The following is a 13,901-nucleotide window of genomic DNA, read 5'->3' as shown; positions in this document are numbered from 1 at the left end:
CGAAAAGGGCGAAACCGCCGCTTCATTTCTGCGTGGCAAGATAGGCCAGACACGCACTCCGGTCCGGCAGACATCCCTGTGCCATCCACCAGTCCCGCCCCGTTTTCAGCCATTGCCCCATACCCGGCCCTGGCCGGACACCCTGTGCAATGGCATCCTTGCCCGATAGCGGGAATTCGGGCTGCGGCATGGCCTGCAACCGTGAACGGAACCGGTCCCACACGCTGTCAGGCGCGCCCACAAGACGGGCCTGCTGCAACCAGCTCCGCTCTACAAGCAGGTCCAGATCCTGTAGCACCCGCAGACGACGCAGATCGTCATCGGACAGTTCCGGATGCAAGGCCGGCTGAGCTGACGCCCAGGCTTCGATCTTCGCGCCATCCGCGTTGGACAATTTCAGGCGCCCAGCCAGCTCGGGGCTGTTCCGGTGACACAGCGCAAACAGCCTGAGCAGGGAAGACACCGGGGCCTCACAGGCCAGCAGACGGTTCAGGAAATGCTGGTCCGGCTCTGGCAGAAGTACCTGAAGCAGGCCGACCGATGCCATTGCCCCGATCGTTTCGTTCAGGCGGGGGCCGGACAGAATTCTCAGCAGCTCCGAGGCGACCCGTTCAGCCGAGAGCGTGCCAATCAGTCCAAGCTGCTCCGAGACGGCCTGACATGCCTTCCGGTCAGGAACGCCATGCCCGTATCGCGCATCGAACCGGAAGAAACGAAGGGCTCTCAGCGCGTCTTCCGCGATCCGGCGCGAGGCGTCTCCAACGAACCGCACCCGATGGTTCTGAATATCCTCACGGCCGCCGAAATAATCATGGAGCCGGTCATGACGGTCCAGCGACATGGCATTGATCGTAAAGTCCCGCCGGGCCGCGTCTTCCGCCCAGTCCTGCGTCCAGGCCACGATCGCGTGGCGCCCGTCCGTTTCCTCGTCCCGACGCAGGGTCGTGATTTCGTAGGGCACACTGTCCAGCAAGGCCGTGACGGTCCCATGCGCCAGTCCGGTGGGAATCACGCGAATGCCGGCCTGTTCCAGCCGGCGCTGCACATCGTCTGGCGGTTCCGGAGTCGCGAGATCCAGATCATGGACAGCAACACCGGCGAGCAGATCGCGCACCGATCCGCCGACGAGGCGAGCCTCAGGCAGGACCGACCAGATGCGATCCAGTCCCGTACGATCTGGCAGCCGCTCCAGCAGGCCGGAGTTCTGCGTCATGCAGGGCGCGAAAGCGGGAAGAAACAGTCCTGGCTCCAGACACCGAGACAGGGCTCACCCTTCACATGTCCGGGAACCGCAAGGGCCGCGAGTTCGTAATGCACCGCACGGGTCACCCGCGCGAGGATGGGGAAAGCCCCCTCGCCGTCACGGACATGGACATAGGGTACGCTGGCGCACTCGTCCGACGGGCGGTCCCAGTCACAGGAGAGCGGATGTTCAGGGCCGATACAGATCAACTCATCCATGTTGGTGCGGAAACAGAGATTCTGCTGCCGGCCACAGGTGCCACGGAAGTCCAGCTCGACCGCCACGAATGGCACATCCTCGACCTGGATGATCCCCTGTTCCATCGGCGTTTTCAGCCAGTAGGTTCCCTCAGGATCGCGGGTGAGCATCGAAGAGAACATGCACAGCATGGCTTTGCGTTTGATCGCAGAGCCCCGGTAGAGCCAGGTGCCGTCGCGCTGAATGAGAAAAGGCAGCAGCCGGGGACCTGTACCAGGCGTTCCGGGAAAGGAAGACGGAGGCATCAGGGGATCTGGAGACAGGGCGGCGTCAGGTCGGGCCGCCTGCCGGAACTGATGATCGCTCAATTTTCCCTCCAACTGCATAAAAACTCTCTTCTCACACCAACTTGGGTGCAATCGAGCCTTGATGAAACCCCCACACCTGTCAGACTGGCGTCATGAGCGAGCAGCAATATTCTTCCGGCGTTTCCGCCGGCACCCTGCAGGGCGAGGCGGACGTGGCTGAAGCCGACCGTCTGGCCCCGGTTCTCCGTCATGTCCGTCAGGCCATTGGCGGGATTGTTCTGGGCCAGGACAGCGTCATTGAACAGGTGCTTGTCACGATCCTGTCCGGTGGTCACGCGCTTCTGATGGGCGCACCCGGTCTGGGCAAGACGCTTCTGGTCAATACAGCGTCGCGCGTGCTGGGTCTGGACGCCACGCGCATCCAGTTCACGCCCGACCTGATGCCGTCGGACATCACGGGTGCGGAAATTCTTGATCAGGATGCGGACGGACGCCGCGCCTTCCGCTTCCTGCCCGGCCCGATTTTCGGTCAGCTCGTTCTGGCCGACGAAATCAACCGTGCCAGCCCGCGTACCCAGTCCGCCCTCCTTCAGGCCATGGCGGAACGTCGCGTGACGCAGGGCGGCAAGGACTATGCCCTTCCGCGTCCTTTCCACGTTCTCGCAACCCAGAACCCGATCGAGCAGGAAGGCACCTATCCGCTTCCCGAAGCCCAGCTCGACCGTTTCATGCTCCAGATCAGCCTCGGATTTCCGGGGCGGGATGCAGAACGTCAGATGCTGCTTCAGACCACGGGCGCCACGACGCCGACGGCTTCTGCCCTGATGAATGCCGAAAGCCTTCTTGCGGCCCAGAATCTCGTCCGCCGTCTGCCGGTTGGTGACCAGATCGTGGATGCGATCCTGACACTGACGCGCTCGCTGCGTCCGGAAGATCCATCCGCCTCACCGGAAGTGCGTGATGCCGTCTCCTACGGTCCCGGCCCCCGTGCGGCACAGGCCCTGATGATCGCAACCCGCGCCCGCGCACTGCTCGACGGCCGTCTGGCGCCGAGCCTCGATGACGTCGTGGCCCTCGCAAGCCCGGTCCTGTCCCATCGTATCGGGCTGGGCTTTGGCGCGCGCGCATCGGGGACAGATCGCGAAGCCCTGATCCGCAAGCAGGCACAGGCCCTCCTCTGATCGCCGTGAAAAGTCCGTCCGATACTCTGCGCCGTCTCTTCCGCCGCAACCGGAGCGCCGCTTTCAGCGCTCCGGTTGTGCAGGCGGAAAGCCTCGCCCTGCCAGCGCTCGTTCTTGAAGCCGAAAAGATTGCTGCGAGCCTGCAAAGCGGTGTTCACGGCCGCAGGCGTTCAGGCGCGGGTGAGGATTTCTGGCAGTTCCGCCCCTATCACGCCGGCGAGCCTGCAACGTCCATCGACTGGCGGCAGTCTGCCCGCTCTCCGGTCGAAGACACGTTCTGGGTCCGTGAGCGCGAGCGGGAAAATGCCCAGTCGCTGATGCTGTGGTGCGACCCGTCGCCCTCCATGCAGTGGCGCTCATCCGATGCCCTGTCCACCAAGGCGGAGCGGGCGCAGCTTTGCACGCTGGCGCTGGCGTCCGCGTCCCTGCGGGGTGGCGAACAGGCAGGGCTGCTGACCGGGATCGAGGCAGGACGTGCGCTAGCTGGCCGACAGGTCCTGCCTCGGCTGGCCGCTTCCCTTCTGCATCCGGATGCGGACGAACCCGAATTTCCGCGCATGGCACTCGTTCCCGCCCGCTCCGATCTGGTCGTGATCAGCGATTTTCTGTGGGACGAAGACCGGATCGACGCATTTCTCAAGACCTGCGCCAGCCGCCCCGTGCGAACCCATCTTCTCTGCATTCTCGATCCTGCGGAACGGGAACTGAAACGCTCTGGTCGAATCCGGTTTGAAGGGCTGGAAGGCGGCGTTCTGACGCTTCCGGCGATGGAAAGCCTTGGCTCGGCCTATGAACAGGCCATGAATGCCCATCTGGCAGCGCTGAAGCAGAGTGCGGCCTCGCTCCATGCCGACTGCATCATGCATGATACGTCGCAGAACCCGCTTCCGGCCCTGCTGGCACTTCACATGGCATTGGGAGGCGGCCGATGATCCTTCTCGCCCCGTTCCTGCTGCTTGGTCTTCTTACGCTGCCCGCCTTGTGGTGGCTGGTCCGCGCCACGCCGCCTGCCCCGCAGGATCAACGCTTTCCGTCCCTGCTCATCCTGAACCGGCTGACGGCCCGGCGTGAGGATGCGGCCCGTTCGCCGCTCTGGCTTCTGCTTCTGCGCATGGCCGCCGTGGCCCTCGTCATTTTCGGACTGGCCCGGCCTGTCCTGACCCCGCATCAGGCCGAAACCGGCAACGGCCCACTGACACTCGTTCTCGATGACGGCTGGGCAGCCATTCCGCACTGGAACGAGCGTATTTCCGCGGCTCTGGCGCTTGGTGAAACCGCCATCCGCAATGGTCAGGACGTAACGCTCCTGCACGCCGCACGGGCGCCTGATGGCGCGATGCCCGAAGCCTTCACGACGCATGATGCGCACGCCCTGTCCGAACATCTGTCCCGCCTGCGGCCTCAGCCCTGGCCCACGGACCGTCAGGCTCTGGCGTCCCTGCTCCAGCACCGGGACCTGTCTGGCCAGCGCGTGATGATCCTGTCGGACGGCTTGGCGACGGACGGAGACAATGCCCTGCATGACGCGCTCGCAAAGGCCCGTTCCGTGCAGGACATGCGCTGGAATGGCTGCGATATTCTGCGTCTTGCCGCGTCCACCGGTCAGGACGGCGCCCTGCATGCCAGAGTGGACACGCTCTCCTGTCCCACGCGGACCCTGACGCTCCATGCCGCCAATGCCAATGGTGGAACGCTCGCCGCCTACCCCGTCAGGACCGGGCAGGACCAGACCATTTCGCTCCCGCCTCTCCTGCGGAACCAGCTTGATCATCTGACGCTGGAAGGCGCGACCGGCCCCGCTGCCGTGCATCTGATGGGACAGGCCGATCATCGCCGCCCCGTCGGCATTCTTCAGACGCCCGGCGATGCCACACCGCTTGTCGGCTCGGCGTTCTTCCTGAACCGCGCCTTGCAGCCGATTTCAGACCTGCATAGCGGGGATGCAACGGCCCTGCTAGGTGCGCCCCTGTCTGTCCTGATCGCGACTGATGGCGCGCTTTCCGGCGATCAGACGCGCAGCCGTGTCCTGAACTGGGTCCGTCATGGCGGCATGCTCGTCCGCTTTGCCGGTCCCGGACTCGCCGCCGATCAGGGTGCCGCTTCCGACGCCACGTCAGACGCGCTTCTGCCCGTCCATCTCATGAGCGGGATGCGGCAGCTCGGCGGCCCCATGTCCTGGGGCAAGCCGCAGACACTGGCGCCCTTCCCCGAGACCTCGCCGTTTTCCGACTTGACGATTCCGCCCGATGTCACCGTCTCCCGGCAGGTTCTGGCCAAGCCCGAAACGGGCCTGACGGATCATGTCTGGGCGGCCCTGAGCGATGGCACCCCTCTCGTGACCGCCCGGGCGGAAGGGAATGGCGAGATCGTCCTGTTCCATGTCACGGCCTCCCCCGACTGGTCCAATGTGCCGCTGTCCGGCCTGTTCCCCGACATGCTGGAGCGCCTGATCGAGCGTTCGGCCGGCGTTGCGGGCGGTGGGCCTTCGGAACTTGCACCCTGGCGTATTGTCGGAAGTGACGGTGGGCTCATCATGCCCCCACAGGCCACACGCTCCATCCGCGTCTCGGATCTGGCGCATACGCCTGTCTCCGTCACCCATCCCGCCGGACTTTATGGCCCGGCCCATGGAACGCATGCGCTGAACCTTTCCGACTCTGCCCCCACAATGAAGGAAGAAGCCCTGCTCGGAACCAGGATTTCACCGGATGGCGCCCATACGGACCGTCCGCTTGGCCCGGCGCTGATGACGGCCGGTCTGCTGCTTCTGCTGCTGGACCTGATCCTGTCCCTGCGGCGTCGCGGGCTGCTGGGGGCTCTGGGCGTGGCCTGTCTGCTGATCTTGCCCGTGGCCCATGCCCAGACCCCGACGCAGATGCCCCCCCTGCCGACAACTGTGCCACAGGCTGCGCTCGATACACGGCTGGCTTATGTCATCACGGGCCATGACGATATCGATACCGTCTCCCGCGAGGGGCTTCAGGGCCTCTCCGATTTTACGACTGCACGCAGTTCCGCAACGCTTGGCCATCCGGATGGCGTCGTTCCGGGCAAGGATGATCTGGCGTTCTATCCGCTCCTGTACTGGCCGGTCACGCCCGATGCCCAGCCCGACCCCGAGCGCACGAAAGCCCTCAATGCGTTTATGGATCATGGTGGGATCCTGCTGATCGACGAACAGGGCGCGGGCACCGATACGGATTCTGGAACCAGTTCCGCGGCCCGGGCTGCGCTTCAGCGCGTCACGGATGGTCTCGTCGTGCCGCCACTCGCCAAGCTGACGGAAAAGCACGTTCTGGCCCACACCTTCTATCTGCTGCACAGCGGCTTTCCTGGCCGCGTTGCCGGACAGCCGGTTTATGTCGCGCGTAATGGCGATGAGGCGAATGATGACGTCAGCCCGGTCATCATCGGCAATGGTGACTGGGCGCATGCCTGGGCCGTGGATGGTTCGGGCAACCATCCCTTCGCCGTCATTCCCGGTGGCGAGGACCAGCGCACGCAGGCCTATCGTTTTGGCATGAACATGGTGCTGTATGCCCTGACCGGAAACTACAAGAACGATCAGGCGCAGTATCCGGAAATGCTTCGCCGCCTCGGCACGCCCGACAATGGAGCCGCCGCAACCAGCCCCGACAGCGTTGACGAGGAGGACGCACCATGATGTTCGACCTGTCTCCCATGCTGCCGGTCTGGCTTCTGGCAACACTGGCAGTCCTGACTGTTGCGGGCGCAATTTACGGTGCACTGCGTGGTGCGCGCGGCATGCTCTGGCGGGCGCTGGCTGTGCTGGCCCTGCTGGGCTGGCTGTCCGGACCGCGTTCGCTTCATCCGGTGCTGCGTCCCGTGCCGCAGGATGCGCTTCTGGTCGTGGACCGCTCTGCCTCCATGCAAGTCGGCCACCGCTCTGCCATCGCTGACCATGCTGCCGAACAGATCATGCAGGACGTGGCTCATCTTCCGGGCCTGACGCTGCATCGCGTCGATGTGCCGGGCGGCACCGGTCACGGAACGCGCCTGTTCGAGGCTCTCGACCACGCCGATCTGCCGCAGGGCCGTTTCGCGGGTGCCATCGTCGTGACCGATGGCATGGATCATGACGTTCCACCCCATCTGGCGCCCCGCTTTCATGGCGCAAACGGCCAGACGCTTCCGCTACATCTTCTGCTGACGGCACATGGCGAGGAACAGGACCGGCGCCTGCGCATCCTGCGCACGCCGCCCTATGCGATCGTCGGGCAGAACGCCACGATCCGCGTTCAGGTGGACGATCTGGGCGCCCCGAGCGCTTCGGACGCCATTCTCACGATCCGCTCCGGCGACGCCCCGCCGCAGACACGCCCCATCCAGACCGGTACGCCGCAGGACATCACGCTCCCGGTCCAGCATCCCGGCGAAACGCTGGTTGGGCTGTCCGTTTCCCCTCTGGCCGGGGAAGCATCCACCGAGAACAACAGTGAAGTCGTGCGTATCCGTGGTGTCCGGGACCGGCTGCGCGTACTTCTGGTTTCCGGCGTGCCCAATCAGGGCGAGCGCGTCTGGCGCCGGCTGCTAAAGGCCGATCCCTCTGTCGATCTCGTGCACTTCACCATTCTGCGCTCCCCCAACACTGATGACGGCACACCGCTGTCGGATCTGGCGCTGATCCCGTTCCCGATCCGCGAACTGTTTCAGGAAAAGATCCGCAGCTTCGACCTCATCATTCTGGACGGCTTTCGCAACAGCAACATTCTGCCTGACGAGTACCTGACCAATATCGCCGATTACGTGCGCAATGGCGGCGGCCTGCTGGTAACGGCAGGGCCGGAATTCACACAGGACGGTACGCTTCAGGACACCAGCCTCGCGCAGGTTCTCCCCGCGCATGTCAGCACGGACGGAATCGTCACCCGCGCCTTCCGCCCTTCCCTGACCGATCTCGGCAAGACCCATCCTGTGACTGCGGGCCTGACGGAAGACTGGGGCCCCTGGTATCGCGCCCTTCATCCGGACCAGTCACACGGCGAAGACCTGATGCATGGTCCCGATGGCGCGCCGCTTCTTCTGCTGGACCGGGTGGATCAGGGGCGCGTGGCCATGCTGCTGTCGGACCAGCTCTGGCTCTGGTCGCGGGGGGAAGGTGGCGGCGGACCGCAGGCCGAACTTCTGCGTCGCCTGTCGCACTGGCTGATGAAGGAACCGGACCTGGAGGAAAACCGCCTCACGGCCCGGATTGAAAACGGACAGCTTGAAATCGAACGTCATGCCGCCGGCCAGCCCGTTTCGCCGGAAGCTTTCGTGACCGCCCCGGACGGAAAGCGCCAGCCCCTGACGCTGACCCGGACGAATGGCGTCTGGCACGCCACGGCCCCCGCCACGATGCCCGGAATCTGGAGCGTCCGGCAGGATGGTCTCGTCGCCTTTGCCAGCCCGGTCTCTCATGATCCGATCGAGCGGCAGGACCTGCGCGCCACCGCGACCGTCATGGGCGCCAGTGCCAAAGCCTCCGGCGGGTCGGTCTCCTGGATCGCGGATCACACGCCGCATCTGCGACAGGTTCCCACCGGTTCGGCCATGAGTGGTTCGGACTGGATGGGCCTGCCCGTCACGACCGCCGCCGTCGCGGGTGAGACACGCACGAAAGACCTCGTTCCCGCCTGGGCGCCCCTGCTTGCGGCGCTGATTTTCCTCGCAATCGGCTGGTGGCGGGAAGGTCATTGAAAAAATGTCACATTCCGGCACGCCTGAGAGGCATCTGCAGACTCGCACAGGACGATCGATCACAGTATATTGGCATCATGCGACTGCTCCCCACCCTGCCCCGCCTGCTGCTCATTGCCGCTCTGGCAATGACGCCGACGATTCTCGTACCCTGGCATCACGCCCAGGCTCAGGATGCCGACGACGCCGAGGCTGAACAGGAAGCCGAAGCCGCCCAGAAGAAGGCCGAGGCCCGCAAGGCCGCCCAGCGCGCCGCACCGCCTTCCGCCCTCCCCGGAGCAGAAGCATCCGACGACGATGCCGGTCATGCCCGTTCGGACGTGAACCCGACCACCGCCCTGTTCGATGCCATCAACCGCGGCTCGCTCAATGCTGCGAAAGAAGCCCTCAACCGCGGTGCCGACATGGGCGGTCACAACGTTCTGGACCAGACGCCGCTGGACATGGCCATCGACCTGAACCGCAAGGACATCATGTTCCTGCTCCTGTCGATGCGGACCTACAACCCGGATGGCAAGATCGAGAACAGCGTCTCTGACGAGGGCGTCGAGATGAAGAACGGCAGCGGCCATCTCACGATCGGTGGCAAATCCGTCACCCCGGAACGCTCTCTCGTCGCAGCGTCGCCGCATTTCGATACGAGCGGTGGAAAACCGGACCCGTCAGTCGGCTTCCTTGGTTTTGCAGGCCACTGATATTTCTGCACCAGACACATAAAAAAAGCCGGAGACTGATCTCCGGCTTTTTTTATGAGCATTGCCCCGGGCGTCAGCCGACGTTGCGGAGCGCCTGGCTTTCCTGACGCAGCACATCGATCTGGACGTACTGGCCGTCGCGCTCGAAATACCAGAACGTCCAGCCATTGCAGGACGGTGCATTGGTCAGCATCGCACCCAGCTTGTGAATCGAGCCGCGCTGATTGCCCGACACGAGCGTGCCATCGGGCGTGACGGTTGCTTTCAGCCGCTTCTGCCGGTCGTAAAGCAGCGTCCCGGCCGGAAGGACACCGGTTTCCACGAAACTGCCGAACGGAATGCGCGGCATTTCGCGCTTGGCAGGCGTCGTCGCAAGCTGCTCGGAAGTCAGGCGCTCTTCACGCGCCACGCGTTCCCGGGCAGCTTTGACGTAGTCCGGGTGGCGTTCAATAGCGATGTAATGGCGACCAAGGCGCTTCGCCATCGCAGGGGTGGTGCCACTTCCGCAGAACGGATCGAGCACCACGTCATTGGCATTGGTCGAGGCCACCAGCACGCGATGCAGCAGGCTTTCCGGCTTCTGCGTCGGATGCAGTTTCAGGCCATGTTCATTTTTCAGACGCTCATTGCCCGTGCACAGCGGCAGGTACCAGTCCGAACGCATCTGAAGATCGTCGTTCAGCGCCTTCATGGCCTGATAGTTGAAGCGATACTTGCTCTGCGGCCCGCGCGCGGCCCAGATCAGCGTTTCATGCGCGTTGGTGAAACGACGTCCGCGGAAATTCGGCATCGGGTTGGACTTGCGCCAGACGATGTCGTTCAGGATCCAGAACCCCAGATCCTGCATGATCGCACCCAGCCGGAAGACGTTGTGATACGACCCGATAACCCAGATCGTGCCGTCCTTGTGCAGGATACGACGCGCTTCACTCAGCCATTCGCGCGTAAAATTGTCGTAGGTCGCGTAATCCGCGAACTTGTCCCAGTCATCATCCACGCCATCCACGACGGTTTCGTCCGGACGACGCAGCTCACCGCGCAGCTGAAGGTTGTACGGTGGGTCGGCGAAAATGCAGTCCACGCTCCCATCGGGCAGCGTCTTCATCGTCTCGATGCATTCTCCACGCAGGATCTGGTCGACGGGAAATTCACCGCTCATGCTGCGTGTGCCTCTGCTTCAATCATGTTTCGTATCGGCGCGAACCCGCGCCTGTGATGGGGTGTCACCCCCCGGAGCTTCAGACCCTGCATGTGCGCGGCCGTGCCGTAACCGGCGTTGCGCTCCCATCCATAAGCATCATGGCGCACGGCCAGACGCACCATCAGGCGGTCCCGCGTCACTTTTGCAATGATGGAGGCTGCGGCGATGGACAGGCTGATCCCGTCCCCGCCGATCACCATTTTGATGGGGCATGGCAGCTTCGGGGCATGTTTGCCATCCACAAGCGCCAGATCGGGAGTGCATCCCAGACGGGACAAAGCGCGCCGCATGGCCAGATAACAGGCCTGGGCGATGTTGATCCGCTCGATTTCCGCGACGGATGCGGCGCCGATACCGATCAGCGCCTGCTCATCGGCCATCAGGGCCTCATAGGCCAGCATCCGGCGACGGGCCGTCAGTTTCTTGGAATCATCGAGGAGGGAAGACAGGGTTTCTGAGGGGGGAGCCGTGAATGCTACGGCAGAAGCCACTACCGGCCCTGCCAGAGGACCACGCCCGACTTCGTCGATCCCGACGACCAGCCCCCCATGGGCAGCTTCCAGGGCGTAATCCGGCATTTCTGAGCATTCTCCCCGACAGACACCCCGAAACCAGGTGACCGAATCGGTTTTGAATCATGGCGACTCGAAAGGGAAGCCCAAAAATGCATGTTTTCTAAGTTTAATCTGTCAAGTGTGGTGGGAAAGACTCTTTCCCACCACCGTCAGAGTTCTTCCTGCTCGTTGTCCTCACCAGAGGCTGGCGGGGTTGAGGGAGCAGGCTGATTCAGCTGTCCCTGCCGGGTCTGAAGCTCGGTTTCGATCTGGGGCAGCTGATAGATTTTTTCCGTCACATTGGCCGCCAGCAGCACAAGACTGACGATCAGGAGCGACAGTCCGCGCCCGACAATCTGCCGGCGCCGCCAGAAATATCCGGGCAGAAACAGCCACCACCAGAAGCCCGGCGGCGTCTGTCCGCTTTCACGGATGGAGTTCCGGTCCAGCATGAAAGCCGTAAAGAACAGGGCCAGCGACATCATTCCGACGATGGAGAAAGTCCCCATCCGTTCGCTGTCAGGGATCTGCCGCCAGTCCAGAACAAGAAGCGCCAGACGCTGGATTAGCCATGGCCCGACCAGCAGGACCCAGGCCCAGTGCTCCGAGATCCCGGCCGACATGCGCAGCAGCCCCGTCAGCGGAGACACCAGCCCCGCCGCGCTGGCCGGCTTCCAGACGTCTCCGAATTCCGACGTCCAGACAAGCGTCTCAGGTCTGATGCGCTGCTGCATGATCAGACGCAGAATTTCTTCACGGGAGACGGGACCGGCCTGCTGCCCGTTATTCTCGTAAAACCATTCCATGCAAAAAGCCTCCCGGATTACTCCGGGAGGCTTCTAGCACAAAGACGCCGCTGTGGTCGAAGCGCCTCTTGCTCCCTCAGGAGCTTTTGCGACCGAACATCAGTCCGCCCACGATCATTCCCACGACCGTCGCGATTACCAGCGAGATCAGGGGACGATCCTGAACGAATGCCGTCGCGGCTTCGAGCTTGGTTTCACCCTCGTCGTACAGGTCAGCGAAGTCCTGCTGCGCCATGCCGGAAAGCTGGTCGAACTTGCCTTCGGCCTGGAGCTTCGCATCGCCCGTCAGACCGCCGAAACCGTCCTTGACCTTGCCCTTGGCTTCGTCCAGGAGGCCCTCGGCCTTCGTCTCAGTTGTATCAGCCATCTTGTTCTCCTCTGTCCGGATAGACCTGTGTCTGCATTCAAACGCGCGACGGGAGCATCCGGTTCCTGTCCGATATGATCCCTGAGCGCAGAAGAGACAAGCCCCGGGAAAAGGTAACGAAGCGTATCATTTGCGCTCTTTTTGATTTTCATTGTCAAAACTGAACAGGATTTAAGGTCGCGTCATGGCAGGCGCTGGCCTCCTGCCTTATAGGTATGAAAACACACAGCATCGCCGCCTGAGAGCCCTGTGCTCTGGTATACGGGAAAGACAGAACCACCATGGATCAGCAGACGGCCGGCTCAAACGACCGCCTTACGAACAGCACAGCCCAGTCCTCCTCCCCACCCGCACGCTCCCGTCGGCGCTGGATCCTGTGGGGAATTGTCCTTCTGGTCGCTCTTCTGATCCTGTTCGCAGTTTTCCGCCCCCATGGAGCAACGCACAAGCACGCCCGCGGGGCAGCAGCTGACGGAAGCGTGCAGCCCGTCGCTGTCGCAACCGCCCATATCGGCGACATGCCCGTCATTTTTCAGGAAATCGGCACGGTCGTCCCGGTCACCAACGTGACGATCACACCGCGCGTCAACGGCCATATCGCCGCCGTCTATTATCAGGAAGGCCAGCACGTCCATAAGGGTGACGAGCTCGAACTGATCGATCCGCGTCCTTATGAGGCCACGCTCGAGCAGTATCGCGGCACGCTTGCGGCCGATATTGCGCAGCTTGAAAAGGCCCGCGTAGACAATGCCCGTTACCAGCGCCTGATCAAGCAGAACTCGACCTCGGCCATGACTGCCCGAGATCAGGAATTCACGGTGCAGCAGCTTGAAGGACAGGTCGAATACGATCGCGCCAATGTCCGCAATGCCGAGCTGAACGTGATGTACTGCCATATCGTGGCGCCGGTCGAAGGTCGCGTCGGTATCCGCGTGCTCGACGTGGGCAACTATGTCACCGCGGGTCAGTCCGGCGGCCTGACGATCCTGACACAGATGCAGCCGATCTCCGTGATTTTCACGGTCCCGCAGAACCAGCTTGGCGAAGTCGCGACCCATCTGCGTGAATCCGGCGAACTGACGGTCGAAGCCTGGAACAGCGACAACACCCAGAAACTCGCCACCGGCACGGTGAAGGCCCTCGACAGCCAGATCGACACCTCGACCGGAACGGTCCGGATGCGTGGCATTTTCCCGAACGAGGATGAACGCCTCTTCCCGAACCAGTTCGTCAATCCGCATCTGCTGGTCACGACGCTGCATAATGTCCTGCTCGTCCCCGGCAATGCCCTGCAGACCGGTCCGGACGGACGCTTCGTCTACCGCGTGAAATCCGACATGACCGTGGAAACCGTTCCCGTCACCGTGGGTGCCACCGACAGCACGAACGCCGTGATCCAGAAAGGCCTGAACGACGGTGACCGTGTTGTGACGGACGGCGTCAGCCATCTGCGCCCCGGCCAGAAAGTTTCGATCCCCGACACGTCTTCAGCAGCAAAGCAGACCTCGGAAGCCGAGCAGCAGACCGCCGGTCAGCACCGCCGTCACCACAACGGACAGCAGAGCTCCGACGCACCGCAGAAAACCAACGATCCGTCCTCGCCCGCCGATACCGGCAACCACTGATCGCCGCCCAGAACAGCAAGATT

The 13,901-nt window shown here is 63.2% G+C and carries 12 protein-coding genes; 6 read left to right on the top strand and 6 right to left on the bottom strand.

Annotated elements, in window-relative coordinates; genetic code table 11:
* Window positions 1-22 precede the first annotated feature (22 nt).
* Both GOX01_RS01310 and GOX01_RS01305 read right to left on the bottom strand, forming a co-directional pair.
* A complete protein-coding gene (locus GOX01_RS01310) occupies window positions 23-1,213 on the bottom strand; it encodes a CCA tRNA nucleotidyltransferase (RefSeq protein ID WP_062269810.1) in 1,191 nt (396 codons plus the stop codon).
* Window positions 1,210-1,746, bottom strand: coding sequence for a DUF1285 domain-containing protein (locus GOX01_RS01305; RefSeq protein ID WP_011251923.1), 537 nt, complete (start codon window positions 1,744-1,746; stop codon window positions 1,210-1,212). Before GOX01_RS01305 ends, GOX01_RS01310 begins: the two co-directional genes overlap by 4 nt.
* 155 nt (window positions 1,747-1,901) lie before the next feature.
* Between GOX01_RS01305 and GOX01_RS01300 the strand changes: the two genes are divergently transcribed.
* The 5 genes from GOX01_RS01300 (at window position 1,902) to GOX01_RS01280 (ending at window position 9,325) form a co-directional block, all read left to right on the top strand.
* Entirely contained in the window at window positions 1,902-2,930 is a 1,029-nt protein-coding gene (locus tag GOX01_RS01300) for an AAA family ATPase (RefSeq protein WP_011251924.1), read from the top strand.
* 5 nt (window positions 2,931-2,935) lie between these two features.
* Window positions 2,936-3,862: a DUF58 domain-containing protein gene (locus GOX01_RS01295; protein ID WP_062269808.1), complete on the top strand. Its 927-nt coding sequence runs from the start codon at window positions 2,936-2,938 to the stop codon at window positions 3,860-3,862.
* Window positions 3,859-6,594: a DUF4159 domain-containing protein gene (locus GOX01_RS01290; RefSeq protein ID WP_062269806.1), complete on the top strand. Its 2,736-nt coding sequence runs from the start codon at window positions 3,859-3,861 to the stop codon at window positions 6,592-6,594. The genes GOX01_RS01295 and GOX01_RS01290 overlap by 4 nt, the downstream gene beginning before the upstream one ends.
* Entirely contained in the window at window positions 6,591-8,630 is a 2,040-nt protein-coding gene (locus GOX01_RS01285; protein WP_062269804.1) for a DUF7408 domain-containing protein, read from the top strand. The genes GOX01_RS01290 and GOX01_RS01285 overlap by 4 nt, the downstream gene beginning before the upstream one ends.
* A 77-nt stretch (window positions 8,631-8,707) precedes the next feature.
* Window positions 8,708-9,325 (top strand): ankyrin repeat domain-containing protein, encoded by a 618-nt coding sequence (locus GOX01_RS01280; RefSeq protein ID WP_062269802.1) that lies wholly within the window; start codon window positions 8,708-8,710, stop codon window positions 9,323-9,325.
* A gap of 73 nt (window positions 9,326-9,398) precedes the next feature.
* Here GOX01_RS01280 and GOX01_RS01275 read toward each other — a convergent pair whose 3' ends face one another.
* The 4 genes from GOX01_RS01275 to GOX01_RS01260 all read right to left on the bottom strand — a co-directional run bounded on the left by GOX01_RS01275 (window position 9,399) and on the right by GOX01_RS01260 (window position 12,253).
* Complete coding sequence (locus GOX01_RS01275; protein WP_011251930.1) at window positions 9,399-10,484, bottom strand: site-specific DNA-methyltransferase; 1,086 nt, start codon at window positions 10,482-10,484, stop codon at window positions 9,399-9,401.
* Entirely contained in the window at window positions 10,481-11,104 is a 624-nt protein-coding gene (locus tag GOX01_RS01270; RefSeq protein WP_011251931.1) for a ribonuclease HII, read from the bottom strand. The genes GOX01_RS01275 and GOX01_RS01270 overlap by 4 nt, the downstream gene beginning before the upstream one ends.
* 146 nt (window positions 11,105-11,250) lie before the next feature.
* Window positions 11,251-11,886, bottom strand: coding sequence for a DUF4339 domain-containing protein (locus tag GOX01_RS01265; protein ID WP_011251932.1), 636 nt, complete (start codon window positions 11,884-11,886; stop codon window positions 11,251-11,253).
* A 76-nt stretch (window positions 11,887-11,962) separates the two neighbouring features.
* The gene (locus GOX01_RS01260) at window positions 11,963-12,253 is read right to left on the bottom strand and encodes a CsbD family protein (protein WP_011251933.1); all 291 of its coding nucleotides are present in this window, start codon (window positions 12,251-12,253) and stop codon (window positions 11,963-11,965) included.
* Between the two features lie 281 nt (window positions 12,254-12,534).
* Between GOX01_RS01260 and GOX01_RS01255 the strand changes: the two genes are divergently transcribed.
* Complete coding sequence (locus GOX01_RS01255) at window positions 12,535-13,878, top strand: efflux RND transporter periplasmic adaptor subunit (RefSeq protein ID WP_011251934.1); 1,344 nt, start codon at window positions 12,535-12,537, stop codon at window positions 13,876-13,878.
* Window positions 13,879-13,901: the final 23 nt, after the last annotated feature.

Origin of the sequence: Gluconobacter oxydans, assembly GCF_006539685.1 — a bacterium.
Classification (GTDB): domain Bacteria; phylum Pseudomonadota; class Alphaproteobacteria; order Acetobacterales; family Acetobacteraceae; genus Gluconobacter; species Gluconobacter oxydans.
Note: the sequence above shows the minus strand (reverse complement) of the source record. Positions and strands in the feature narration are given on the sequence as shown.